Annotated in this window: 25 protein-coding genes; 22 read left to right on the top strand and 3 right to left on the bottom strand. The window is 40.7% G+C overall.

Annotated features, from left to right (window positions below; genetic code table 11):
- Window positions 1-1,189: 1,189 nt before the first annotated feature.
- The 8 genes from ACZ5AE_RS13815 to ACZ5AE_RS13780 all read left to right on the top strand — a co-directional run bounded on the left by ACZ5AE_RS13815 (window position 1,190) and on the right by ACZ5AE_RS13780 (window position 8,556).
- Window positions 1,190-3,457 (top strand): helicase C-terminal domain-containing protein, encoded by a 2,268-nt coding sequence (locus ACZ5AE_RS13815; RefSeq protein WP_464573203.1) that lies wholly within the window; start codon window positions 1,190-1,192, stop codon window positions 3,455-3,457.
- Window positions 3,458-3,595: 138 nt separating this feature from the next.
- The gene (locus ACZ5AE_RS13810) at window positions 3,596-3,850 is read left to right on the top strand and encodes a FeoA family protein (protein ID WP_464573201.1); all 255 of its coding nucleotides are present in this window, start codon (window positions 3,596-3,598) and stop codon (window positions 3,848-3,850) included.
- Window positions 3,840-4,532, top strand: a complete 693-nt coding sequence (locus ACZ5AE_RS13805; protein ID WP_464573199.1) for a FeoB small GTPase domain-containing protein — start codon at window positions 3,840-3,842, stop codon at window positions 4,530-4,532. Before ACZ5AE_RS13810 ends, ACZ5AE_RS13805 begins: the two co-directional genes overlap by 11 nt.
- Window positions 4,533-5,906: a nucleoside recognition domain-containing protein gene (locus ACZ5AE_RS13800; RefSeq protein WP_464573197.1), complete on the top strand. Its 1,374-nt coding sequence runs from the start codon at window positions 4,533-4,535 to the stop codon at window positions 5,904-5,906. It begins immediately after the preceding gene.
- Between the two features lie 71 nt (window positions 5,907-5,977).
- Window positions 5,978-6,259, top strand: a complete 282-nt coding sequence (locus ACZ5AE_RS13795; protein ID WP_464573195.1) for a DUF1292 domain-containing protein — start codon at window positions 5,978-5,980, stop codon at window positions 6,257-6,259.
- A gap of 240 nt (window positions 6,260-6,499) precedes the next feature.
- Complete coding sequence (locus ACZ5AE_RS13790) at window positions 6,500-6,751, top strand: hypothetical protein (protein WP_464573193.1); 252 nt, start codon at window positions 6,500-6,502, stop codon at window positions 6,749-6,751.
- 111 nt (window positions 6,752-6,862) lie between these two features.
- A complete protein-coding gene (locus tag ACZ5AE_RS13785) occupies window positions 6,863-7,639 on the top strand; it encodes an alpha/beta fold hydrolase (protein WP_464573191.1) in 777 nt (258 codons plus the stop codon).
- A gap of 65 nt (window positions 7,640-7,704) precedes the next feature.
- On the top strand, window positions 7,705-8,556 hold the full coding sequence (locus ACZ5AE_RS13780; protein WP_464573189.1) for a fumarylacetoacetate hydrolase family protein: 852 nt from the start codon (window positions 7,705-7,707) through the stop codon (window positions 8,554-8,556).
- A 57-nt stretch (window positions 8,557-8,613) separates the two neighbouring features.
- Here the strand turns inward: ACZ5AE_RS13780 and ACZ5AE_RS13775 are convergent, their stop codons facing one another.
- Window positions 8,614-9,153: a helix-turn-helix domain-containing protein gene (locus ACZ5AE_RS13775; protein ID WP_464573187.1), complete on the bottom strand. Its 540-nt coding sequence runs from the start codon at window positions 9,151-9,153 to the stop codon at window positions 8,614-8,616.
- 258 nt (window positions 9,154-9,411) lie between these two features.
- Here ACZ5AE_RS13775 and ACZ5AE_RS13770 point away from each other — a divergent pair, with 258 nt between their 5' ends.
- The 4 genes from ACZ5AE_RS13770 (at window position 9,412) to ACZ5AE_RS13755 (ending at window position 13,029) form a co-directional block, all read left to right on the top strand.
- Window positions 9,412-10,065: an alpha/beta hydrolase gene (locus tag ACZ5AE_RS13770; RefSeq protein ID WP_464573185.1), complete on the top strand. Its 654-nt coding sequence runs from the start codon at window positions 9,412-9,414 to the stop codon at window positions 10,063-10,065.
- 23 nt (window positions 10,066-10,088) lie between these two features.
- Window positions 10,089-10,520, top strand: a complete 432-nt coding sequence (locus tag ACZ5AE_RS13765; RefSeq protein ID WP_464573183.1) for a DoxX family protein — start codon at window positions 10,089-10,091, stop codon at window positions 10,518-10,520.
- A gap of 17 nt (window positions 10,521-10,537) precedes the next feature.
- Entirely contained in the window at window positions 10,538-11,314 is a 777-nt protein-coding gene (locus ACZ5AE_RS13760; RefSeq protein WP_464573181.1) for a dioxygenase family protein, read from the top strand.
- A gap of 125 nt (window positions 11,315-11,439) precedes the next feature.
- Complete coding sequence (locus ACZ5AE_RS13755) at window positions 11,440-13,029, top strand: amidohydrolase (protein WP_464573179.1); 1,590 nt, start codon at window positions 11,440-11,442, stop codon at window positions 13,027-13,029.
- A 70-nt stretch (window positions 13,030-13,099) separates the two neighbouring features.
- On the opposite strand, the gene ACZ5AE_RS13750 is transcribed toward ACZ5AE_RS13755, so the two are convergent.
- Window positions 13,100-13,480: a hypothetical protein gene (locus ACZ5AE_RS13750; RefSeq protein WP_464573177.1), complete on the bottom strand. Its 381-nt coding sequence runs from the start codon at window positions 13,478-13,480 to the stop codon at window positions 13,100-13,102.
- Window positions 13,481-13,676: 196 nt separating this feature from the next.
- Between ACZ5AE_RS13750 and ACZ5AE_RS13745 the strand changes: the two genes are divergently transcribed.
- From ACZ5AE_RS13745 to ACZ5AE_RS13700, 10 genes are all read left to right on the top strand, one after another.
- Window positions 13,677-14,777 carry a metallophosphoesterase gene (locus ACZ5AE_RS13745; RefSeq protein WP_464573175.1) on the top strand — a complete coding sequence of 367 codons (1,101 nt, stop codon included), beginning with the start codon at window positions 13,677-13,679 and terminating at the stop codon, window positions 14,775-14,777.
- Between the two features lie 124 nt (window positions 14,778-14,901).
- Window positions 14,902-15,405 (top strand): hypothetical protein, encoded by a 504-nt coding sequence (locus ACZ5AE_RS13740; RefSeq protein ID WP_464573173.1) that lies wholly within the window; start codon window positions 14,902-14,904, stop codon window positions 15,403-15,405.
- The gene (locus ACZ5AE_RS13735; protein WP_464573171.1) at window positions 15,395-16,558 is read left to right on the top strand and encodes a LuxR C-terminal-related transcriptional regulator; all 1,164 of its coding nucleotides are present in this window, start codon (window positions 15,395-15,397) and stop codon (window positions 16,556-16,558) included. Before ACZ5AE_RS13740 ends, ACZ5AE_RS13735 begins: the two co-directional genes overlap by 11 nt.
- Window positions 16,559-16,640: 82 nt before the next feature.
- Window positions 16,641-17,096 (top strand): DUF2269 family protein, encoded by a 456-nt coding sequence (locus ACZ5AE_RS13730; RefSeq protein WP_464573169.1) that lies wholly within the window; start codon window positions 16,641-16,643, stop codon window positions 17,094-17,096.
- Between the two features lie 13 nt (window positions 17,097-17,109).
- Window positions 17,110-17,916 carry an arylamine N-acetyltransferase gene (locus ACZ5AE_RS13725; RefSeq protein ID WP_464573167.1) on the top strand — a complete coding sequence of 269 codons (807 nt, stop codon included), beginning with the start codon at window positions 17,110-17,112 and terminating at the stop codon, window positions 17,914-17,916.
- A 146-nt stretch (window positions 17,917-18,062) separates the two neighbouring features.
- Window positions 18,063-19,550, top strand: coding sequence for a class I adenylate-forming enzyme family protein (locus ACZ5AE_RS13720; RefSeq protein WP_464573165.1), 1,488 nt, complete (start codon window positions 18,063-18,065; stop codon window positions 19,548-19,550).
- A 100-nt stretch (window positions 19,551-19,650) separates the two neighbouring features.
- A complete protein-coding gene (locus tag ACZ5AE_RS13715; protein WP_464573163.1) occupies window positions 19,651-20,703 on the top strand; it encodes a zinc-dependent alcohol dehydrogenase family protein in 1,053 nt (350 codons plus the stop codon).
- Window positions 20,704-20,829: 126 nt separating this feature from the next.
- Entirely contained in the window at window positions 20,830-21,984 is a 1,155-nt protein-coding gene (locus tag ACZ5AE_RS13710) for an iron-containing alcohol dehydrogenase (protein WP_464573625.1), read from the top strand.
- A gap of 13 nt (window positions 21,985-21,997) precedes the next feature.
- On the top strand, window positions 21,998-22,396 hold the full coding sequence (locus ACZ5AE_RS13705) for an acyl-CoA thioesterase (RefSeq protein ID WP_464573161.1): 399 nt from the start codon (window positions 21,998-22,000) through the stop codon (window positions 22,394-22,396).
- A 20-nt stretch (window positions 22,397-22,416) separates the two neighbouring features.
- Window positions 22,417-24,021, top strand: a complete 1,605-nt coding sequence (locus tag ACZ5AE_RS13700; protein WP_464573159.1) for an FAD-binding oxidoreductase — start codon at window positions 22,417-22,419, stop codon at window positions 24,019-24,021.
- Between the two features lie 231 nt (window positions 24,022-24,252).
- On the opposite strand, the gene ACZ5AE_RS13695 is transcribed toward ACZ5AE_RS13700, so the two are convergent.
- Complete coding sequence (locus tag ACZ5AE_RS13695) at window positions 24,253-25,410, bottom strand: glycosyl hydrolase family 18 protein (protein ID WP_464573157.1); 1,158 nt, start codon at window positions 25,408-25,410, stop codon at window positions 24,253-24,255.
- Window positions 25,411-25,482: the final 72 nt, after the last annotated feature.

Below are 25,482 nucleotides of genomic sequence, written 5' to 3'. Positions count from 1 at the left end.
GTTTCGGGCTCCAATACAGGCTATTGACGACCCTAACTTGTTTGGATTCCCGGTTTCGGGCATCAATACAGGCTATTGACGACTCAAGCTTGATAGAATCGCTGGTTTCGGTCGTCAATACAGGTTGTTGGCGACCCTAACTTGTTTGGATTCTTGGTTTCGGGCTCCAATACAGGCTATTGGCGACCCTAACCTGATTAGATTCCTGGTTTCGGGCATCAATACAGGCTATTGGCGACTCAAGCTTTATAGAATCGCTGGTTTCGGGCTCCAATACAAGTTGTTGGCGACCCTTACTTGTTTGGATTCCTGGTTTCGGTCGCCAATACAAGCTATTGGCGACCCTAACCTGATTAGATTCCTGGTTTCGGGCTCCAATACAGGCTATTGGCGACTCAAGCTTTATAGAATCGCTGGTTTCGGGCTCCAATACAAGTTGTTGGCGACCCTTACTTGTTTGGATTCCTGGTTTCGGTCGCCAATACAAGCTATTGGCGACCCTAACCTGATTAGATTCCTAGTTTCGGGCTCCAATACAAGCTATTGGCGACCCTTACTTGATTAGATTCCTGGTTTCGGGCTCCAATACAGGCTATTGACGACTCAAGCTTGATAGAATCGCTGGTTTCGGTCGTCAATACAGGTTGTTGGCGACCCTTACTTGTTTGGATTCCTGGTTTCGGGCTCCAATACAGGCTATTGACGACTCAAGCTTGATAGAATCGCTGGTTTCGGTCGTCAATACAAGTTGTTGGCGACCCTAACTTGTTTGGATTCCTGGTTTCGGTCGCCAATACAAGCTATTGGCGACCCTAACCTGATTAGATTCCTGGTTTCGGTCGCCAATACAAGCTATTGGCGACCCTTACTTGATTAGATTCCTGGTTTCGGGCTCCAATACAAGTTATTGGCGACCCTAACTTGATTGGATTCTTGGTTTCGGGCATCAAAACTGGTTTCGTATATAACTTTTTAAAGCAACTAAACTTATAAAATTTTTTTCCAAAAGCAGTATGCTTACCTCCTTTCATAATAGACCATTATTACACTCAAGTTTTTATATTCCTCAACTCTTCGATATTTCAAATTATTAATCCTTTGTTACAAAACAACAATGTTTACATAAACCTACTTTTGTTATAATTAGTAGTACAAACATACATTCTGTTGTTAAAAGGCCGGTGATTCCGTGGAAGAAATCCATATATCAGTTAGAGCCCTCGTCGAATATGTCTTTCGCAGCGGCAGCATTGATTTGCGGTTTCGTTCGACATCAACGCTATTAGAGGGGACAAAAGCTCATCAAAAAATACAAAAGACATATAAGGAAGGCGACCAGAAGGAAGTCTATCTTCGTGCCGAGATTCCTTTCGAAGAACTAAAATATGTTATTGATGGACGCTGTGATGGGCTGCTTTTCAATGGTGAAGAGGTAACCATCGATGAGATTAAATCATTTTCCCGCCCTATTGAAGAACTAGAAGGCGAGGGCTATCCAGTCCACTGGGCACAGGCAAAAATGTATGCCTATATGTACTTAATGGATCACCAGCTAACGGAAATTGATGTACAGCTTACATATGCCCAGGTAGATACCGAAGAAAAGAAACATTTTAAAAGAAGATACATGTCAGAGGAACTAGAGACATTTGTCTTCGACGTTATAAAAAGCTATGCACCATATGCAAGCTGGCAAACAAAACACCGTTCAAAAAGGAATGAAACCAGCAAAGAGCTGCGGTTCCCATTCCCATCTTACCGGGAAGGCCAGCGGAAATTAGCTGGTGCTGTTTACAAAACCATTGCTGAAAGGAAAAATCTGTTCGCCAAAGCCCCCACCGGAATCGGCAAAACCATTTCAACCTTGTTTCCGTCCGTAAAGGCCATAGGTGAAGGTCACCTTGATAGGATCTTTTATTTAACAGCTAAAACGATAACCAGAACAACAGCTGAAGAAGCCTTTGCACAAATGCGCAAAGGTGGTCTATCCGTGAAAAGTATCACGATTACGGCAAAGGACAAAGTTTGTTTTAAAGAAGAAACCAATTGCCAAAAGGAATTTTGTGAGTTTGCCAATGGTTATTATGACCGGATTAATGATGCCATTCTTGATATTTTGACGAATGAAAACGAAATGACTCGAGGTGTAATAGAAGCTTATGCCCGCAAGCATAAGGTTTGCCCATTTGAATTTTCGATTGACCTAACCTATGCTGCTGATGCTATTATTTGTGACTATAATTATATTTTTGACCCTCTGGTTTCCTTAAAAAGGTTGCCTGAAGAGCAAAAGAAATCCACCGCCATCTTGGTGGATGAGGCTCATAATATGGTTGACCGCAGCCGGGAAATGTATTCGGCCTCGATCAATAAAGACATGTTTCTGCAATTAAAAAGAGATTTCAAAGGTCTGAATAAACCTATTTACGATGCAGCCAATAAAATTAACGCCTGGTTTATTGCCTTAAAAAAAGAAAATAAGAATGAATTCGTGCTAGAAAAGCTGGATGAACCCTTCTCAGAACTGTTGGAATCATTCGCAGCGGAAGCGGAAAAGGTTTTGGCGACAGGGAGCACCCCTCCTTTATTAGATGCATACTTTCAGGTGCAATCCTTCCTGAGAATCCTCACCCAGCTGGATGATCACTATGTCATCTATGGTGAGAAGAGTAAAAACGATGTAATCATCAAGCTGTTTTGCATCGATCCTTCAATACTGCTTAAACAAATGGGAAAAGGATTTCGTTCCAAGATATTCTTTTCAGCAACTCTCGAACCAATGACCTATTATCAGGAAATTCTTGGCGGGGAAGTGGAGGACTATAAGATTTCTGTGCCATCCCCATTTTCCAAAGTACAGACCGAGGTTTATGTCAAACCATTATCAACCCGATACAAAGACAGGGAGCAAACCTCTGAAGGGATTAGCTCGTTAATCCATTCATTAGTACAAAGCCAGCCGGGAAATTATCTTATCTTTTTTCCTTCCTATCAATATATGATAAACGTTTATGAACAATTTCAGCGGGCAGGCGGCGAAACCAAAACCCTTGTGCAAACAATGGGCATGACAGAAACGGAAAAGGAGGAATTTTTGGCTTGTTTTCAACCAGAATCATTAGATACATTAGTAGGCTTTGCCGTTCTTGGCGGCATTTTTTCCGAAGGCATTGATTTAAAGGGTGACCGGTTAAATGGGGTGGTCGTTGTAGGTGTTGGGCTGCCACAGTTATGTTTTGAACGGAATCTCATAAAAGATCATTTTTTCAAAAAAAATAAAAATGGCTATGATTATGCCTATGTTATCCCGGGGATGAACAAGGTCCTTCAGGCAGGCGGGAGACTGATACGTTCAGAAACGGACCAGGGTACCATCGTCCTTGTTGATGACCGTTTCCTTCAGCGGAAATATCAAGCGCTCATGCCGGAGGAATGGCTTACGTATACGATTATTTAAAGCACTTTTTGCCAGTTATGGAAAAGGTGCTTTTTTTATTGTGGAATTTTTGCAAATTTGATGACAAAATTAGAATCTTTATCATATAATTAACAAAAAGTTGCACGAGGTAAAAACTTTGAAGGTGGTGCAATAGTGATGGATGAGCCAAAACTTGTTAAGTTGGTTAATGGTGAAAAAGGAAATATTATAAGAATTACTTCTATAAATCTAGATGGTGTCATGCGAAGAAGATTATTAGATTTAGGGTTTGTTGCGGGTGCATTGGTTGAGGTTGTTCGGAAAAGTCCGCTTGGCGACCCGATTGCCTTTCGAGTCAGTCAAACAACCATTGCCCTTCGCAAAGAAGAAAGTGCGAAAATTGAAGGGGAGCTGGTTTCCAGTGGGAAATGAATATCGAATTGCTTTAGCAGGTAATCCGAATACTGGTAAAAGCACATTGTTCAATGCCTTGACTGGCCTTAGACAGCATACAGGAAACTGGGCTGGGAAAACCGTCTCAATGGCCCAAGGAAGTGTCCCATTTAAGGATAAAGTGTTTCAGTTGGTTGACTTGCCGGGAACGTATTCGCTTTTTTCCAATTCCAAGGATGAAGAAGTGGCCAGAAATTACATCGTCTTTGAAAAGCCGGATGTTACTCTGGTAGTCTTGGATGCGACTTCTCTTGAGAGAAATTTGAATCTTGCTCTGCAGGTTTTGGAAATGACCGAGAATGTTGTTATTTGTATAAATTTGATAGATGAAGCAGAAAAACAAGGCATCAAGATTAATGAAAAATTGCTAATGAACCGTTTGGGAGTACCAGTGATAAAAATTTCTGCCCGTAATAAAATCGGTTTTCCTCTGCTTTTGGATACAATTGACCGAATTATTACAGGTGCAATTGAATGCCATCCGGTACAAATGAAATACTCTGATGAAATTGAGGAACAAATTCAAAGAATAGAACCAAAAGTCCGAGAGATGGTTGGCGGCCGCATTTCGTCGCGCTGGGTATCATTACGTCTCCTTGATGGGGATGAAGCCCTCTTGAATGAATTAAATAAACGGTTCGTGCCGGAAGGAGTGAGGTAAATGCGCATTCAAGAGCTTTATAATGAAGCTCAGCAGCTGTCGACGGCAAAGATGCGGGACGATATCGTGCAGCAGCTTTATGATCGAAGCCAACAATTATGCCGTGAAGGGGTTTCTTATACCAAATCCGATCGAGACATCAGGACGGAAAAATTGGATGCCATTTTCACCTCGCCGATTCTTGGGTTTCCGATTATGATTGTCATGCTTGGCTTGGTGTTTTATATCACGATTGCAGGGGCCAACATACCTTCTTCGATGCTTGCAGAGTTCTTTGGCTCGCTTGAAAAATATATAACTAGCTTTTTTACATTTATTCATGCTCCTGCATGGGTGAATGGGATTCTGGTTCTTGGGTTATACCGCGGCACAACTTGGGTAATCAGCGTCATGCTGCCGCCGATGGCCATCTTTTTTCCAACGTTTGCATTATTGGAGAATTACGGCTACCTGCCGCGCGTTGCCTTTAATATGGATCGGTTGTTTAAAAGGGTTGGGGCCCATGGGAAACAGTCACTTACAATGGCGATGGGCTTCGGCTGCAACGCGGCAGCCGTTATTTCTACGAGAATCATAGAGTCTCCCCGGGAGCGGATGTTAGCTATCCTGACTAATAATTTTGTTCCTTGTAACGGGCGCTGGGGAACGCTGATTGTTCTATCCTCGTTGTTTATGGCAGCCAGTTATACAGGAGGAGTGAAATCCCTTGTAACAACTGGGGTCCTGATAGGAATTGTTATGTTTGGGATCATTGTTACCTTTTTTGTCTCTTGGGTTTTATCCAAAACAGCTTTAAAGGGGGTTCCAACACATTACACATTGGAATTGCCGCCATACCGCAAGCCGAAAATTTTTGATACCGTTATTCGTTCCTCGGTGACAAAATCCTGGTCGGTATTGGTGAGAGCAGTAAAGGTCGCTGCTCCAGCAGCAATCTTAACCTGGGTTTTTGCCAATATTTATATTGGTGACACCAGTATATTAATGTATGCCGTACAGTTTTTAGATCCATTTGGAAAGCTGCTTGGGCTGGATGGCTATATCATGATGGCCTTTATCCTCGGACTGCCGGCCAATGAAATTGTTTTTCCAATTTTACTGATGGGTTATTTATCTACCGGTTCCTTAACAGAGGTTGATAGTCTAGTTGCTTTAAAAAAGATTTTAGTGGACCATGGCTGGACCTGGCTGACGGCTTTAAATATGATGTTATTCTCTTTACTTCATTATCCATGTGGTACAACGCTGTTAAATGTCTATAAGGAAACGAAAAGTAAAAAATGGACTTTCCTATCGTTCCTTATTCCAACTGTCATTGCTATCATTGTTCCATTAGTTATTACCCAAACTGTTAGATTATTGGGTCTAATATAAAACTGTTTAAAATCCATCCTTATCTGAGATAATGAATAAGGATGGATTTTTTTATTGGGAGGAGACTTAAGATGAGTAAAGTAGAAGTAGGCGAAATTTTTACAATCAGTGATGATGAGAACCAAGAGGAACAGGAAGTCGAAGTTCTCGGAGTCATGACACTTGAGGGAACTGATTATGTGGCTGTGGGATTTGTAGAGGATATTCTCGAAGCCGGAGATGAGGATATTGATATCTTCTTCTTAAAAGTAGATGATGAGGGCGATTTTTCAGCCATTGAAAGCGACGAGGAGTTTGATAAGGTTGTCGCTGCTTTTGAAGAAATGATGGAAGCTGAAGAGGAAGATGAGTAATTTTTGATCTAAAGCCTTGTTAGGGAGTTATCTGTAGTTCATAGCGACCTTAACAGGGTTTTAATATTTTGTTCAGTCGTTAGGAATGGATTATAACTCCCGTAGACAACTTTTGAAGATGGTTCAGTAGTTATAAAAAAAACATACTCTTAGGAGGAATTTGTTTTTGGAAAAATTATGTATGAATAAAAAAATACTTGGCATAATGTTAGGGAGAATAAGATTCAAAGGAGAGACGAAATGCCTATTGAAGAAGGTGCCAAGTTTCAAATTTCTCAAGGTGCACAAGGTTTGTTTAACTCCGCAGATTTATTAACGGTCATTTCAAATAATGGCGTAACCGTTCAATTTACACTGGGGGAAGGAAAGGGTTATGGGGCGATGCCCGTTGACCATATGAACTATCTTCTTAAGAGATCAAACCTGACAAAAATTCAAAATAAACGAGCTTTATTAAGTCCAAGCGAAGGCACTGAAGAACATATTAGTTAGATGGAGAGGGATAAATAATCTCTCTCTTTTTTATTTTACAGGGGTAGGAAATGAACTATAAATCCAGAATATTTAATGGGATAAATATACAAAAAGGAAAGGTGAAAACTGATGAATTTAAAAAAACATCGATTAAATGAATCTACACTAGCATACATAGACGAAGGCGCTGGGAATCCTGTTGTACTTCTGCACGGTTTCTGCGGAAGTTCCCTGTATTGGGAAAAAGTAATTCCTGAACTAACGAAACAATTTCGTGTCATCGCCCCTGATTTTCCAGGTCATGGGAATTCTTCACCACTAAATCCCGGATTTTCAATAGACGACCTCGCAGAAAAAATAAAAGAATTATTAAATGCGTTAAACATTGAGAAGGTGACGATGTTCGGCCATTCCTTAGGGGGTTACATAACGCTTGCCTTTGCCGAAAAATTTAATTCTTATTTAAATGGTTTTTCCCTTGTACATTCTACTGCCTTTCCGGATACAGATGATGCGAAAAAGGGAAGAGAGGCAGGTGTTTCAAAAATAAAGGACGAAGGCATTCATACTTTTATTGATGGGTTGGTTCCGAAACTTTTCTCACCGGAACATCTAAATGAGAACTATGTTGAAAATGCTAAACAAATTGGCTACACCACTTCACCACAAGGGGCTATGGATACACTCTTAGCAATGAAAAATCGTCCTGACCGCAATCATGTATTACAAAATACCGAGGTACCTGCCATATTAATTGCGGGAGAACAGGATCAAATTGTCCCAGTTGAAAAAACATTTTCGGTTACACAAACAAACATTAAGCATGCAGTAATAAAAAAGGCAGGGCATATGAGCATGTACGAAAATCCAGAGGAGCTTATTAGACTCATCACGACATTTTCTTGACAATCCCGACAATTCGGTAATACTTAAAGTTAGATATATATTTTTTTTGGAGAGAGGAGTTACGTATGAAATTACTAACCTTTAAAAAAGACAATGAAGTCAAGCTTGGTATAAAGATAGACAATGGCATCCTTGACCTAAATCAAGCAGGGCTCGATTTAAATCTCGAAGATTTAGTAAAAAATGAAAACGGACTGTCACTTGTTAAAGAAATCATCCATAACACGGAGTCAGGAAACTACTTAAGTGAGGCAGAAATCGAATTTCTGCCGCCATTACTGAACCCGGAAAAAATTATATGTGTGGGCCTTAATTATCAAAGCCATGTTGAAGAAGCTAAGCTGGCAAATGTACCTGAAAACCCTGTTTTATTTAGTAAATTTAACAATGCTTTAGCAGCACACAGTGAAAATATTCCACTGCCTAAAGTTGGGGAAAAATTTGATTTCGAAGCAGAGCTTGTAATGGTGGTAGGGAAAGAGGCAAAGGATGTTTCAGAAGAGGAAGCTCTATCCTATGTTTTCGGCTATACAGCAGGAAATGATCTATCGGTCCGTGACCTGCAATTTTTGACAGGCCAGTGGCTGATTGGAAAATCACTAGACGGATTTGCTCCGATAGGGCCGTATGTTGTCCCATCAGAAGAAGTTGATCCGTTCAATTTAAACATTGAATGTAAGGTAAACGGTGAAGTCCGCCAATCATCCAATACAAAACATATGATCTTTAATTGTGCAAAAATAGTAAGCTACATATCAAAGCATATGACCTTGAAACCTGGTGATTTAATTTTCACTGGAACACCTGAAGGAGTTATTTTGGGATTGCCGGAGAATGAGCAGGTATGGTTGAAACCTGGTGATAAAATGGAAGTCACAATTGAAAAAATTGGGACATTAAGGAATATCATAGCCTAATTCATTTATATTACAGAAAAAACAAACCTCAAGATTTTATGATCCTGAGGTTTGTTTTTAATAAATACTATTATGTTCAGAATCAGTAGAAGTTGCAATCAGGATGACTGCTTTTTGCTCTCCAATATTTTTAACAAAATGCGGGACACTCGCATTCCAGCTAAAGGAATCACCTTCCTCCAGCATGTAGGAATCTTCGCCTTGTTCAGCAAGAACCTTGCCTTCCAAGACCAAATGAGATTCTTCACCCTCATGGGCATTTGCTTCCCCCATTGATGCTCCGGGTGGAAACTCCACACTCATCAATCTTAATCCGCCAATTGATGCGATATGCTCAATTTTTAATTCATTAAAAGAAGAAAAGGTCCGCTCATTTTTTTTGACAACTCGCATGTGCTGTTTTTTTTCTAATAATAGATACGGTAATGGGACTTCTAAATAATTAGCAATTGTTTGCAAAGTATTGATCGATGGAGAGGTGTTATTATTTTCAACATTGCTAATAAATCCTTTTGAAAGACCGGTGCCTTCACACATTTGGGCAATTGTTATTTTTTTCCTGTTTCGAATGGCGCGTATTTTCGATCCAATATCCAAGTTTTTCACCTCTTATGTTTTCTTATATAGAACTTATTTATATATTAGCAAAAAAACAATTGACAATCCACATAGTCTGTTGTTATCTTATAAATAACAAAAGTTCATATTTAGAAACAAATTTCTTTTTTTGTCTATGTGTATTCTTATATGAATCTTTGTTTATTATTTAAATACCGTAACACTTAATTCTTTCGGGATTAGTATTTACTTCTATAGATAACCTATAGATACCAATAATTAAATTTATTAGAAAGGGTGATAGATTTGAAGTCATCATTGACTTACGCACTTCTTAAGCCAGAGCAAGTTGATCCCGATAAATCATATCCAGCATTATTTTTGATGCATGGTATGGGCAGTAATGAACAAGATTTGCTGCCGTTGGTCACTGGTTTGGAAGAGAAATTCTTCATTTTCAGTATCCGTGGTCCATTAGTACAGCCACCTGGATTCGCGTTTTTTACAATTGAAGGCTTTGGAAAACCGCACCGCGAAGTTTTTGATGAGACAATAGGGAAGATCTCCCATTTTATTGATGATGTTTTGACAGAATACCCAGTAGACCCAAATAAGTTATATTTAGCCGGTTTTAGTCAGGGAGCAATTCTTTCGATGTCCCTCGGAATAAAGCTGGGTACCCGTATTAAAGGCATCGCCGCTTTAAGTGGGTATATTCCTGGATTTGTGAAAGAAGAATATGAAAAGAATCCGGTAGATGAACTTTCGCTTTTTATTTCTCACGGTGAATTTGACCAGATCCTGCCATACCAATGGGGTCTTGAAAACGAGGAATACTTTAGGAGTTTAGGTGCAAAAGTCCATTTCCAAACGTATCCGGCAGGACATACTGTCACATTGAAAAATCAACAAGATTTCACAAGATGGTTAGTAAACACACTAGAAAAATAAAAATATATAGGAGAGATGAGAAATTGTTGAAAAAATACGAGGTTAGTACATTCATTTTACGTGTAGTTCTAGGATTGACATTCTTTGTCCACGGATTTGTTAAATTTCAAGGCGGAATCGAAAATATTGCCGGTTGGTTTGCAAGTATTGGTCTGCCAGGTTTCATGGCATACGCTGTAGGGCTGCTGGAAGTAGTCGGAGGAATTGCCTTAATTGCCGGATTTGGAAGCAGAATCGTTTCCGCTTTATTTGTATTGTTAATGGCTGGTGCCATTTTTAAAGTAAAATTAGCAGGCGGCTTTCTAGGTAATGGGCAAGGTGCTGGCTATGAATTAGAACTAGCGTTTATGGCCATGTCATTATTAATTGCCATCAATGACAGCAAGATGTTCGCTCTCGACCAGCTATTATTTAATAAAGAAAAGAAAGACACTACTATTAGAAAAGCGGCTTAATTAAAGGAGGAATAGTTATGCTTCCATCATTATTTATTGCACATGGCGCTCCATTACTGGCAATTGAAAACAATGAATACACACAGTTTTTAAATCAATTAGGAAAAAATCTTCCTCGCCCTAAGGCGATTGTGATTTTTTCAGCCCATTGGGAATCCCGTTTGCAAAAAGTAAGCGATGTTGAACAATATAGTACCATTTATGATTTTGGGGGATTTCCTCCTGAATTATATACAATTCAATATCCTGCACAGGGAAATCATGGACTTTCGCAAGAAATAATGGATTTGTTTGCTGCAAATGAGGTTCCATTTGAAACTGAAATGCAGCGCGGCCTCGATCACGGCTCATGGGTTGTCCTTCGAATGCTGTATCCGGACGCTGATATTCCGGTGATAGCGATGTCGGTAAATCCCCAACTGTCACCTGAGGAACAGTATAAAATCGGTAAAACCTTAACCAGCCTAAGAGAAAAAGATATCTTAATCATCGCCAGCGGGGGAACATCTCATAACTTAAGAGCTGTCAATTGGGCCGACAGCGGAGTGGACCAATGGGCTCTTGAATTTGAAGACTGGCTTGCCTACCATTTGAACCATTGGGATCTAGACTCTTTATTCCAATATGATACTTTAGCTCCAAATGCGGAATTTGCCGTTCCTCCATATGGAAGAGAACACTTTATCCCGCTGTTTTACGCAATGGGTGCAGCCGACAATGAGAAAAAAGCAGCCTTGCTGCATAGAAGCTTTCGATATGGAAACCTGACACATAGTGTTTGGCAATTTGGATAATTGGTAATAAAACAAATGCATTATCTAGCCGACAGTATAATGACTATGAAAAAAATAGGTCATTTCACTGTCGGCTTTGGTATTATATAGGAAGTATACATATCAGTTTTTTGGAGGAGAGTTTTATGGCGAAGACTATCTTCACAAACGGAAAAATCTATACGCTAGATGAACGGCAGCCCACGGCAGAGGCGGTTGTTGTTGAGAATGGAAGAATTGTTGATTTGGGTCCTCATGATGAAATTATCCTTCAATGGGGACGAGGTGGGTCTCGTGTCGTTGATTTGCAAGGGAGGATGGTTACCCCTGGACTGATTGACAGTCATCTGCATCTATCAGGCGTAGCATTTCATTTCTTAGATTTGAATTTAACAGGTGTAAAATCAAAACATGAAATGCTCGATAAACTAAGGGAAAAAGCAAACAGCGTTCCGCCAGGTAAATGGCTTTTGGGAATGGGCTGGGATGAGAATTTGTTTACCGATGGCGGAATACCGACTCTTGAAGAGCTGGATTATGCTGCACCGCATTGTCCGATTTATTTAAAACGGATTTGCCACCATGCCTTTCTAGTAAACAGTAAAGCTCTTGAAGTGTCCGGTTATCAACCTGCCATTGAGGTTCCTGTCGGGGGAACGGTTGTATTAGATCCTAGTACGAAAAAACCGACAGGAATGATTTTGGAATCAGCATCTAAACTGTTTACCAAACATATTCCGGAGAAAAGCTATGAAGAGTTAAAAAGCGGTTTAGAGAAGGCAATGAATTATGCAGTGAAAAAAGGTTTAACAAGTGTCCACACGAATGATCCAGCCTATTTTGGCGGATTAGAGCAAACCTATAGAATGTATGATGAATTAATTAATCAGGAAAGTAATGCATTACGCTGCAATCTATTGATCGATTATCCTTACCTCCAAGCATTGATAGATAAAGGAATGTATGCCGGTTATGGGAATGAGAAATTGCAAATCGGCGCTATCAAAATCTTCGCAGACGGCGCGTTTGGCAGAAGAACAGCGTTATTATCTGAGCCATATCATGATGAACCTGATGCGTATGGGGATGCAATGCTTAGCCAAGAAAAACTATATGAAATCGTGAAAAACGTAAGAGAACATGGCATGCCAGCTGCCATACATACAATTGGTGATCAGGCATTGGAAAATGTTTTGGATGTCCTGGAGCAATTCCAAGCGGTCAAGTATCGTGACCGGATTATCCATGTTTCTTTGGTAAGGCCAGATTTGATTAAGAGATTGGCGGTGCCAAGCCGAATTGCTGATATTCAACCAAGATTTGTGGTCGGAGATTATCCATGGATTAAGGAAAGATTAGGGGAGAAGCGGGAGCAGTATTTGTATGCTTGGAAAAAGCTGCTTTCTGCTGGTGTAATATGTGCCGGGGGTTCAGATGCTCCTGTTGAACCAGTGGATCCTCTGTTAGGCATTCACGCTGCCGTTACCCGCAGAGCACCAAGGGATTCACATGAAGGCTGGAATGCCGGAGAAAAGCTATCTATTCAAGAAGCATTAAGATTGTTTACGGTTGGTGGTGTCTATGCTACCAACGAAGAAACTCTAAAAGGAACAATTTCTAGAGGAAAGCTAGCGGATATGACAGTTTACTCGAAAAATCTATTCGAGCTTGAAGACCCGGATGAACTGCTGCAAACTGCGGTTGAAATGACGATTATTGATGGAGAAATACAATAATAACCCCACGAATTCAAAAAATCTATAAAAAGTCAAAACTCCTCCCCAATTAAAAATGGGGAGAAGTTTTTTAACGATCTCCATGTTCTCCATCAACTGAAGTAATCCATACATCTTTTCCATCAATAAAGAAAGCAATCATTACCGATCCACTTTTATCAAAAAATGGCACCATGGCAACTATATGTCCTTCATAAATAAAGTCAGTGACCTCAATCGTATTTGCGCCATTCCAATTGTATCCATCATTTTTCAACTGGAACTTTGTATCCTTAAATAATTGGCTGCTAATAAGGTCTGCTACTAATTTATTTCTATCTGCTCCTTGAATTAATGGTACGCCGCATCCGCAATCCTTATCAGGTTTTGCTGCATTTGCAGTATTTCCTGATGCCGAAAACAAGGAAAGTGAAATCAATGCAGCACAAATAATTGTAAAAAATTTCTTCATTAATTTTTCCTCCCTTTATAAAATCTCAATTACTATCTTTCTATATATTTCGACAATCTCCTTCAAAATACCTGATGATATTTTCTACACATACCAACATTTATGCCAAAATTGTGTCCGTCACCCTAATAGTTGTCAATTTATCCTAAATAAGGTCTAATAGAATTAGTATGTTCGTATTAAAGGGGAATCGTGTGTGGTTTTTTTTACAGGAGTATTAGTCATCTATAATTTACTTTTGTTCTATATCGGATGGAATGGCTGGAAGTGGCTGAAAACATTTATTGTTGGAAAAAAACGTTTATTGTTTTTCTACTGGCTGGTCCTTATTTTTGTTGCCTATACCTTTGTGTATGCTCGTTTTTTAGATGATAGTGCTGTATTTACTTGGCTTGGCGGAATTTGGCTGGGTATTTTTTATTATTCAGTTCTCCTGCTTCCATTTGTAAATCTTTTTGTATTTTTAACACGGTTTACCCGTTTTCAAAAAGAAAAGGTTGTAAGATGGTCCGGTTTTACCACAGTATTGATAATTACCGGATTATTTGCATTAGGCTTATACAATGCCTTTACTCCTGTCGTAAGAACCTATGAAATCGACATTCCAAAGCATATGGAAGGGGTAAAAAATCTTAACATTGTCATGGCATCCGACATGCATTTTAGTGAGATGTCGGGGGCAAACCATGCAAAAAATCTCGTTAAGCACATCAATGCTTTGAAACCTGACCTTGTGCTGTTTCCAGGGGATATTATTGATGATGATGTGGATCCTTTTCTCGATAAAGGTATTCCGGATATTTTAAAAAAGATAAAGGCACCGGTTTATACGTCTATGGGGAATCATGACCGGGAGGACCCTGGGATTGACCTGATTAAAATTTTTAATAACAGTGGTATGAGGTTAATGGCAGATGAAGTAATTGTATTAGATAACGGAATTACCTTGGTTGGCAGGAAAGACCGCGGTTATCAGGATGTGCTTAGGATGAAGCTTTCCTATTTAATGAAAAAGGTGGATTTATCAAAACCAGTTATTCTCCTTGACCACCAGCCGTATGATTTGGATGTTGCCGAAAATAACGGAGTAGACCTGATGGTGTCCGGACATACTCACCGTGGACAATTGTTTCCGGCTAATTTGATAACAAATAAGATTTATGAAAATGATTGGGGCTATCTAAAAAAAGGACAGCTACATTCGATAGTCACGTCCGGATATGGTTTCTGGGGAACGCCCTTAAGAATTGGTACTCAGTCTGAAATTGTTCAACTAAAAGTGAAGTTTACAAAATAAAGAAGAACCAAATTGGTATTTTTTCTAAAAAACCCCAATTTGGTTCTTTTTCTATTTATTATCGGGCAGGAATTTTTCATTAGAATAAAGAAAATATTGTTGGAGCCAAATTGGTGTTCTTAGGATGTTTGATTTGGAGGAATTTATGATTTTAGACGATTCGGTTGTCCATTTTTTGCGAAAAACAGAACCACTTTATATACATTTCGCTGTCGCCAATTCTGAAGGGCGTTCCTATTCCGTTCGGGGGTTTGGTGTGCAAACAAATGAAGGGAAGGACCAACTTAAAATTTTCATACTTAAATCACAAGCAAAGAAGGTTCTATCTTTTATTCATTCAGGTTCTGGAAAAATTTCGTGCTTATTTACGGATGGTTTTACGAATGAATCCTATCAAATAAAAGGGAGATTTATAGAATCAAAATTGGGGGTAGAAGAGGATAATGAACTATTATCAAGCTATCGGAATGGCAGCCTTAAGCTCTTTCCAAAAATGTATGCCAAATTTCCCTTGTCTGCATCACTTTGTGACTCCATTACGTATTATCCAGAAGAAGTTTTTGTTCAAACACCCGGCCCATATGCAGGGAGAAGGTATTTAAAAGGAGTGGACACCCATGATTCCTGAGGAAATGTATCCTGCCTTAATGGGGGTAGTACCTGCAACCATTATCACGAGCAATCAAGAGGGAGCTCCCAATATCACAAATATTGCTAGAGTGTGGTTTGTTGATTCTCATCATGTGGCTATCGCTAACCATATGTTAAACAAAAGCATTCAAAATTTGTACGACAATCCATATGCCTTTATTCGGACCATGGACACTAATACATTTACGACCTGGGAGCTCGAAGTGGAATACGAGGGTTCGAATTCCGATGGGGAAATTTTTTTGGAAATGAAGAAGCAGTTTGAGGTTCTCTCAATGATGCTGGAATCTGGCAATCCCATCACTTTAAAAAGTGCTGAGGTATTCCGGGTACTGTCAGTCCATAGTTGCGACGAAGAAAATAGTCATTTGATTTCAAATACCGATTTATTTAATCCCTTACTTGAACAATTAGAGAAAAAATTAGGCTGGGATTCCTTGGGAGTATGGATAGTGGATGAAAATTCTGATGAACTACTTCTTGTTACAATGCGCGGATTGGATGAGGAATTTGCAGCTACAGTTCTGAAACGGGTCGTGCAGTTGTCTCTTCAACAAAAAAAGCCACTACGGATTTTAAATATCCGATCACAGTTTCAATATGCGGCTACCACCTTTCTTCGTCTTCAGGCTGGTCAAGAAAATTTTACTAGCCAAGACTATCGTAACATCCATCAACATTATGTTGCTATTCCGCTTATAGGTGATGACGGGACAGTCAAAAAAGCTGTCATCGGCAGTCAAAGTAATGAACCGGAAAAATTTCGTATTTTTGATGAAGAGGTCTTAGAGATCTTTTCGAAAGGATTGGAAAAATTAATTAAAAAAACTAGTGGAGTTACTGACATAAACGAGCGCTTGAATGTTATTGTACAGGAGCTTGAACATGTTCTTCTAATGGTTTCAAAATATACTTCTGTAGTGAAGATTCCTTTAAGTCCAAGGGAAACCCAGGTTGCGATACAGGTCGCAAAAGGACTTTCGAATGACCAAATCGCTCAAACTTTGTTCATTAGTAAGAGGACGGTCACCACCCATTTGGAGAGGATTTATCAAAAATTAGAGATAAGCTCCCGTGCTGCCTTGACAAAGTATGTTCATGAAAATGGTCTAACAGACACCTCCGCTTAAAATTACGTATTTTAACCGATATTTTTCATTTGGCTAACCACTTATAATAAGTTCAAGACTTATGAATAGGTGGTGTTTTTTTATGGAATGGATTGTTTTATTACATGTTGTATCGGCAGTTGTCGGGCTTGGCCCAGCTTATGCCTTTCCTTTGATTTTAAGGAAGGAAAAATCACTGGAGGAAGTAAAATGGATGGCGGACCTGGTGACAAGGTTAGAGATCCTTCCAAAAATATTTGGTGGGTTAACATTGCTAACCGGGATAATATTGGTATGGCTTGGAGATTACGGCACGTTTTTTACGATATGGATTGTGGCCGCGCTCATCTTATTTATATTAGCAGAAGTGGTCATCATTGGATTTCTTACTCCTGCAGCTAAAAAACTTGCCTTGACTCTCACCAAATTAACCGAACAAGGCGAATCCGAAACAAATCCAATAAGTTTAGACCTTTTATCAAAAGTGCGAAACTACCATATTACCTCCTGTGTGATTGTATTGGTGATTATTGCTCTGATGGTCTTAAAACCGGTATAAGGAGAGGCGAAAAATGGATCAATGGACAAAAAAGTATTTATCAATATTAAACGTTGAGGCAGCTGGACCAAGCTATCAATTTTTGCAGCGCTTAGTAGAGGCTCATTTGCATCGCATTCCATTTGAAGTATGCAGTAAATATTATTATTTCTCCACTAAGAAAAGAAATGAGTTTATTCCATCTAAGGAAGAGTTCTTGGATAATTTTCTTAAACGAGGCTTGGGAGGAAACTGTTATATTTTAAATATTCATTTCGGAGAGCTGCTACTATCTCTGGGATTTGAGACAAAATATGTCCGTGCTAGAGGCGGGAATAACCATTTAGCATTGATGGTGACGATCGAGGGTAAATCCTATTATACAGATGTCGGGTACATGGCCCCGTTGTTTGAACCGCTATTTATTGAGAAGGAGCCTTATTTGGTTCGCTGCGGTGAAGAAATTATTATAAAAAAAGAAAACAAGTATGAATATCTGCTTGATAGGAGAACTGGCGAGCAAAGCTTTGTCAAGAAAACGATAGAATGGTATCCCGTACAGCTTGAGAGTTTCATAGAAGATATCATCCATTCTCATCGGGATGAGGAGGAAAACCCATTTATGCGCAGGATCGTGGCCACCATCTTTAAGGAACGAGTAAGCTATGCAGTCATGAATTCGAGACTAATCATCAAATCGGACCAGCATATCCAAGTCCAGGACTTCGCAGATAAGGACGAATGGTTCAACATGATGCAATCAACCTTTAACCTACACAAACAAGACCTTGAGTTTGCGCTAAATTTCCTACAAGAACGTAATGTCCTGATTTTTAATTAGATATAAACTATAAGGAGGTGTCAAGCGATATGAAAAAATTACCATATTTCTTGACACTTTTCTTTTTCATAGATTAATATGTAAACGCATACACTTTTTTCTATATGCCTATTTTTCTGAACAATAGAATAGGGAGGGGTTCATTGTTGAATATTAGTGAAGTTTTGTTTCAAACAGCAAAGGAAATGCCCAATCATGCTGCTATTGTATTTCGGAATGAGAAAATTACCTATCGGGAGTTATCTGATTGGGTAAAGGAAAAAGCAGCAGGACTGCGAAAATATGGAATTACAAACGGTTCTCATGTTGGTTTGATGATGGCCAATAAGCCGGAGTATGTAATTGCCTATTTTTCCTTGCTGGCAATTGGCGCCACTGTGATCCCTCTTAATCCTACCTTCAAAGAAAATGAAATAACCTATATTCTAAATGATTCCGATGCAGTTGCCCTAATTGTTGATGAAGTTGGCTTTGGGGAAGTGCAAAAGGCTCACAAGTCTCTCTCGTCGGTAAAAACTATCATCACATTAACCAAAACAGAAACCTATGTCTCGTGGGAAGAGGTCTACGGTGAAACAACAGATTTCTTCATAGAACCAAAAAATCAATATGATAATGCCCAAATTATCTATACTTCAGGGACTACCGGCAAGCCGAAAGGGGCATTGATTACACACGGAAATCTGGGCTGGATGTCAGAAACGAGTGCTGGGCTTTTGGAGCTGACGAAGGAAGACCGGGTTCTTGTCGTTCTCCCATTATTTCATGCGTATGCAAAGCTGCAGGGCCTGCTTATCTGCGTGTTAAGAGGAGCTACGATCTACTTAGAAGAACGCTTTATTCCAGATCTTATCCTACAGAAGCTTGCAGACAACCAAATTTCTATTTTCCTCGGTGTTCCTACCATGTACACGATGTTTATCCATTCACCAAAAATAAAAGAATTAGATTTTTCCAGCCTAAGACTTGCAGGTTCAGGCGGTGCCAGCCTCCCTGTTGAAATTCTAGAAAAAGTGGAGGAGGAAATGGGTGTTCAAATCGGCGAAGGATATGGCCAGACCGAAAGCACGGTCATGATTAGCTGTTTCCCTAGCGATATTGAAAAGGTCGCTGGGTCCGTCGGAGTACCCGTTCCTGGTATCGAACTGCAAATAGTCGACCCTAATGGCAGGGAAGTCCCTGTTGGCGAAGTAGGGGAAATTATTTTTAAAGGGCCTAATGGCATGAAAGGCTATTATAAAAAGGAAGAAGCAACGAACGAGACAATAAAAGACGGCTGGGTCTATACCGGAGACCTTGGCAGGAGGGATGAGCGGGGATACCTTTATATTGTCGACCGAAAAAAGGACATGATCATCCGCGGCGGCTATAATGTCTATCCGCGTGAAATAGAAGAGATACTGTATACTCACCCAAATATAGTAGAGTGCGCAGTAGTTGGCGAATCAGACCCTATTTTTGGAGAAGAAGTAGCCGCTTACGTTGTGACGAAATCGGAAATCACACCAGACGAGATCACTAGTTTCTGTAAACAGCAGCTGGCTCATTACAAGATTCCTAGAAAAATTTATTTTATGAAAGAACTTCCGAAAACAACAACTGGAAAAATTCTTAAAACACCGTTAAAAAAGTAATAAATCTCCAATAGTTTGTTCTTTTTTCAATAGGACAAGGAATATCCTCTAAGGTAAATACTCAGGAAATGAATGGTAAAAAGTTTGGGAGGGAATTTATTTGAGAGCTGCACAAATTATTGAGCAAAAACAGCCATTAAGAATTGGAAATGTCGTTGATCCATCACCCGGTCCACATGATGTGATTGTCAAGGTAGAAGCAAGCGGTGTGTGCCGCAGTGACTGGCATGCGTGGATGGGAGACTGGGCATGGCTCGGCCTGAGTCCAGTGCTGCCGATTATACCAGGCCATGAATTTGGGGGAGTTGTCGAAGCCGTCGGAAAAGAAGTAAAAAACTTCAGGCCGGGCGACCGCGTGACGGCACCCTTTCATGAAGGCTGTTCACACTGCCCAAGCTGCTTAGGCGGGCATTCTAACCGCTGTGATAACCTGCAAATTTTTGGATTCGCCCATGATGGTGCCTATGCGGAATATGTAAAGGTTCCGAATGGTGATTTCAATTTGGTCCCACTCCCGGATGAAGTTGATACAGTTACAGCTGCTGCGATTGGCTGCCGCTACATGACGGGCTTCCATGGTGTGGTGCGTGCCAACTTGAAGCCAGGAAATTTCCTGGTGGTCCACGGGGCAGGCGGTGTAGGGTTGTCATCCGTTCAGGTTGGAAATGCGATTGGCGCCCAAGTCATTGCGGTAGATGTGGATGATGCCAAGCTGGAAATGGCCCGTAAAGAAGGCGCGGTTGCTACGGTTAATGCCCGAGATGAGAATGTGGTGGCAGCTGTAAAGGAAATCACCAGGGGCGGTGCCCATGCATCTATTGAAGCGCTGGGAATTCAGGAAACAATCCTTAATTCTGTCCTTTGCCTGCGAAAGGGTGGCCGCCATGTCCAAATTGGCTTAACAACCCATAATGAACAAGGAATTGCCGGTCTGCCGATAGATGCAATTACGGCGATGGAATTAGAAATCGTTGGAAGCCTTGGGAATCCACGGTCGGAGTACGATGGATTATTGTCATTGATTGCCCAAGGCAAATTAAATCCACGTTCCCTCGTATCAAGGGAGATTGCTCTAGACCAAGTGAATGACGTCCTCAATGATATGACAAATTTTAAAACATATGGGTTTAATGTCATAACAAAATTTAAATAAGTTTTGATTTCAATAAAAATGGCCTGGTGTCTGCCGGGCTATTTATTATGTGAAAATCAGCAGGGATATTGCATTCCTTGTTGAAATAGTTTAATAGGTACTGAAAATTTTAAAAGGAGGGACAACATAATGATTTCAACCTTAAGATTCCCCAAAAGATCATATACCGGCTGGGGATCCATTGCAAAGCTTTATGAAGAACTGGAGGAAATGAAACCTAGCCGTATTCTAGTAGTTACCGACCAAACCCTTGTTAAAATTGGATTGGTCCATCAATACTTATCTCCTTTAAATGAACAATATGATGTCAGCCTTTATACTGATGTTGAGCCAGAACCATCACTCGCTTGTGCTGAAAGATTGGCGGCGTATGCTCGCGAAGGCGGGTTCGATTGTGTTATCGGTTTAGGCGGCGGCAGTGCATTGGACTTGGCAAAAATCGCTGCCGTCATATCGCAAAATGAGGGGAATACTGCAGATTACCTTAATCTCTCTGGTACGCGGAAGCTAAAAACTAGGGGCGTCATGAAAATATTAATCCCTACAACTTCTGGAACTGGCAGTGAGGTAACCGATATTGCCGTTGTTTCGCTAGTAGGGACAAAGGATGTTGTCACTCACGATTTTTTACTAGCTGATATTGCCATAGTCGATCCCCAATTAACCCTATCTGTTCCAAAAAGAATAACTGCGGCTACCGGAATTGATGCCTTAACACATGCTGTTGAAGCCTTTCTTTCTGTTAATGCAAACGAGGCAACAGATGCACTTGCCATTAAAGCTGTCGAAATAATCGGCGGATCATTAAGGAATGCAGTTGAGAATGGGGATGACCGGGAAGCAAGAACTGCGATGAGCTATGGCAGTTATCTTGCTGGACTGGCCTTTTTCAACGCAGGTGTCGCCGGTGTTCATGCACTTGCCTATCCGCTCGGAAGCCAATTTAAGTTACCACACGGTGAGTCCAACGCTGTGTTACTTCCGTATGTCATGAAAATGATTTCTCCAAGCTGCCGTAACAAACTGAATCGAGTATGCAACATATTAACCGATCACATTGAAGAACGGTCTGAAGAGGAAATTTTAACGTTATTTTATAAACTGGTTGAAAGCGTCGGGCTTCCAACGACACTAAAAGAATATGGCATACCAGAATCCAGTCTTACAAGCTTAACTGAAGATGCAATCAAACAAAAAAGGCTTCTGGCCCGAAGCCCAAAACCTCTTGGCAAAGATGAAATCTATCAAATTTATCATATGGCTTTTAACGGCTTAAAGTAAAGGTGGTTTTTTCATGTATTTGACCGTGATCGAACCAAGGGTTTCTGAAACGGACGGTGTCGGCCATATCAATAATACGACGATCCCAATTTGGCTGGAGGCAGGCCGAAATAAGCTTTTTAAATTATTTAACCCGGATCATACATTTCATGATTGGAAGATGATTATTTTAAAAATAAATGTCGAGTACGTCGCACAAATTTATTTTGGAAAAGACGTAGAGGTAAAAACGTGGGTGAAGAAAATCGGTAATTCCAGTTTGGAGCTATACGAGGAAATTCATCAAGAGGGCAGGTTATGCACGATTGGTACTGCAGTATATGTAAATTTTAACCTCCAAACGCAGAAATCCGAACCAATTCCTAATGATATCAGACAGGAACTGGAGCTTCATTTATACGAAAGTATTTAATCATGAGGGGGAATTTAAGAGTGACACCTCGTAAAATGAAATTTTGGGGATGGGGCTATGAAGATGGCCTGTCCCCTCAGGTTCAGAATCAAGTGGAAGCAGCAATGGCAAAGCGGTTTGGAGTAAGTGAATGGAAGAAGACGCCGCCGCCAGCTATCAACGAAATATCTCTAATGCAGCCTCGCATAAGCATCCCACAATCTCTTCAGCATCTTTGTACGAATGATACCCACGAGCGCTTATCGCACACTTATGGAAAATCCTACCGGGATGTCGTGAGGGCTTTTCGCCGTGATTTTACGAATGCCCCAGATATTGCAGCATTTCCCCGAACGGAAAATGAACTTATTAATATTCTAGACTGGTGTAACGAAATACAGGCTGCCGCCATTATTTATGGCGGTGGAACAAGTGTTGTAGGAGGGGTAGAACCTGAAATCAATGACCGATATTCGGGTTCAGTATCGATTGATTTAAGGAATTTTAATCAAGTCCTTGAGGTTGACAAAATTTCGCGGGCTGCACGTATGCAGGCGGGAATTCGCGGACCGGCTATAGAGAAGCAATTAAAGGAGCAGGAATTAACTCTTCGCTTCTTCCCACAGTCGTTTGAATTTTCCACGTTGGGAGGTTGGATTGCTACCCGTGCAGGGGGCCATTTTGCCACCCTGCACACACATATCGATGATCTGGTACAATCGCTCCGTGTCATCACTCCAAAAGGCGTGATTGAAACAAGAAGGCTTCCCGGTTCTGGTGCAGGACCAAGCCCTGACAGGATGTTTATTGGCTCCGAAGGTACCCTTGGAATCATCACAGAGGTGTGGGTCAGACTGCAGGACCGTCCTGTTTATCGAACCGCGGCATCAGTACGTTTCCCGGATTTCCAATCTGGAGTGAAAGCCGTCCGGGTCCTAAGCCAATCTGGCTTATATCCTTCCAATTGCCGTTTGCTTGATGCAGGAGAGGCGCATGACTCTGGGGCGGGGGACGGACAATCTGCTGTACTTATGCTAGGCTTTGAGTCGCATGATCATCTTCTGGACGTTTGGATGATTAGGGCCTTGGAATGCTGTAAGGAATTTGGGGGAGTACATGGACAGGATGTTATAAAAACTAGAAGGGATTCTTCCGTTGGCAAGGAAGGAGACGTAGGTACTTGGCGAAATGCCTTTATCCAGGCGCCGTATCTAAGGGATGTCCTTGTCGGCTTAGGGATTATCGTGGAAACTTTCGAAACAGCGATAACATGGGACCGTTTTGAGGCATTTCATACCGGCGTAATGGAGGCCGCGCAAAAGGCAGTTAGAGAGATTTCCGGCCATAACGGATGGGTTACATGCCGAATCACACATGTGTACCCTGACGGACCGGCACCATATTACACCGTTAAGGCTCTCGGGAAGCCTGGCGGTGAACTGGAGCAGTGGGACGAAATCAAAGCAGCTGTGTCTGAGGCCATCATCAGTCTCGGCGGCACAATTACCCATCATCACGCAGTCGGCCGTGATCACCGGCCTTGGTATGACAAACAGCGGCCGGACCTGTTTGCCTCTGCATTAAAATCCGTGAAACGCACACTGGACCCTGGATATATTCTAAACCCGGGAGTGCTCATAGATTAGGTTGCATTTAAATGGCTCTATGCTACCGAAATGATGATTTTTTCAAGCATTCGAGCTCATATAAAGCCCCTCTGCTACCGAACCGATAATTTATTCAAGCATTCGAGCTCATAAATAGGGGCTTTGCCCCAATGTAACGATAGGATAGAAATACTTTTGATTATAAAATAAAAGTGGCCCGCCCCCGGTGCTCAAAAGCAGCAATGCAGCAGGGTCAGGCCGTTTTTCCTTTTATTTTACAGTGTAATATTTTATCGGGTCCTTTTCGGATTCCTTTAAGACTTCTGAGATTGTGTTAGTGATGCTTTCCGGTCCTTGGGCATCAAGACCGGTCTCCCACATCATCATTCCACCCATGCCATGTTCAAGGGCCAATCTCGTTTTCTTCTTCATTGTCTCTTCACCATTATAATAGTAGGTTGTTCCGTTCATTTGGACTGTATCAGCTCCAGCATTGGCAGGATTTTGATTTAAAATTGCTCCGAACGAAACCTGCTTGATTTTTGGATCCTCAGGCTGTGCATAAAGAGGAACTCCTAAAACCAATTTCTCTTTGGAAATATTATATTTATCAAAAAGCCCTGTCCAATAGCTTACGATTTTTTCAGTAAATGGATATGGGGATAAGTTAGCAGCATGGTAGCCGTCATCCCATTGTCCGTCATAGGCCATGATGTTAACGTGGTCCACGTATTGAAACATTTCAGGCTCATATTTAATAAAGCCAATTTCAGATAACGTTACTGTATGAATCATAGAATAAACTGCAATTGAAAGCTCTTTGTTTTTAGGGTGAAGCTGTTCGCTTAATTCTTTCGCAAACTCGGACAGATATTGAGCATCTTCTGCAGAACGAGGGTGTTCAAAATCGATGTCGATCCCATCCAAATTTTCTCTATCCGCAAATCCAGTAAGCTCATTTACTAGTTTTGTCCGCGAGTCCGGATTAGAAATGGCCGTTTTGAAATATTCATACGATTCCCCGCCTCTAATGTGATACCATCCACCAATGGCTAAAATCGCCTTCGTATTATGTTTTTTCGCATTTGTGACCATTCCCCGCAAGTTTCCAAGTGCTGTATCGCCGTTAAGCAAAATCCCGCCATCCTTGGTCGGATGAACAAATGAGAAAATTACATGGGACAACTTGTCATATTCGACCGTATTTGGGTCACGAAAATCTTGTACATATCCAATGAGAACTTTTGAGTGCGCTTTTTCCACTTCAGGAACTGCTTTTTCTTGTGGTTTTAAAGAAGATTTGGGTGATTGATCTATTTTTACTACTTTTGAATCATGATGATTTGCGGAAAAGAACAATCCAGCTGCAATTCCTCCAATAAAGGTAAATAAGATTACCAATGCAAGGAGGATTTTTCGTTTATTCATCGCTAACCTCCTCCTATAAAAATATGACATTAAAAGTTTAACAGATTAGGAGGAAGGAGTGGATGGTAATAT

The sequence above is a fragment of the Neobacillus sp. S1227 genome (assembly GCF_055385255.1).
The sequence above is the reverse complement of the archived record's forward strand: the minus strand, read 5'-3'. Positions and strand labels throughout refer to the sequence as shown.

Coding starts and splice junctions, on each gene's coding strand:
- ACZ5AE_RS13695 (WP_464573157.1), bottom strand. CDS start 25,410: ATGAATAAACGAAAAATCCTCCTTGCATTGGTAATCTTATTTACCTTT.
- ACZ5AE_RS13780 (WP_464573189.1), top strand. CDS start 7,705: ATGAAATTACTAACCTTTAAAAAAGACAATGAAGTCAAGCTTGGTATA.
- ACZ5AE_RS13740 (WP_464573173.1), top strand. CDS start 14,902: ATGTTTGATTTGGAGGAATTTATGATTTTAGACGATTCGGTTGTCCAT.
- ACZ5AE_RS13760 (WP_464573181.1), top strand. CDS start 10,538: ATGCTTCCATCATTATTTATTGCACATGGCGCTCCATTACTGGCAATT.
- ACZ5AE_RS13705 (WP_464573161.1), top strand. CDS start 21,998: ATGTATTTGACCGTGATCGAACCAAGGGTTTCTGAAACGGACGGTGTC.
- ACZ5AE_RS13725 (WP_464573167.1), top strand. CDS start 17,110: ATGGATCAATGGACAAAAAAGTATTTATCAATATTAAACGTTGAGGCA.
- ACZ5AE_RS13730 (WP_464573169.1), top strand. CDS start 16,641: ATGGAATGGATTGTTTTATTACATGTTGTATCGGCAGTTGTCGGGCTT.
- ACZ5AE_RS13810 (WP_464573201.1), top strand. CDS start 3,596: ATGGATGAGCCAAAACTTGTTAAGTTGGTTAATGGTGAAAAAGGAAAT.
- ACZ5AE_RS13795 (WP_464573195.1), top strand. CDS start 5,978: ATGAGTAAAGTAGAAGTAGGCGAAATTTTTACAATCAGTGATGATGAG.
- ACZ5AE_RS13800 (WP_464573197.1), top strand. CDS start 4,533: ATGCGCATTCAAGAGCTTTATAATGAAGCTCAGCAGCTGTCGACGGCA.
- ACZ5AE_RS13790 (WP_464573193.1), top strand. CDS start 6,500: ATGCCTATTGAAGAAGGTGCCAAGTTTCAAATTTCTCAAGGTGCACAA.
- ACZ5AE_RS13755 (WP_464573179.1), top strand. CDS start 11,440: ATGGCGAAGACTATCTTCACAAACGGAAAAATCTATACGCTAGATGAA.
- ACZ5AE_RS13785 (WP_464573191.1), top strand. CDS start 6,863: ATGAATTTAAAAAAACATCGATTAAATGAATCTACACTAGCATACATA.
- ACZ5AE_RS13735 (WP_464573171.1), top strand. CDS start 15,395: ATGATTCCTGAGGAAATGTATCCTGCCTTAATGGGGGTAGTACCTGCA.
- ACZ5AE_RS13750 (WP_464573177.1), bottom strand. CDS start 13,480: ATGAAGAAATTTTTTACAATTATTTGTGCTGCATTGATTTCACTTTCC.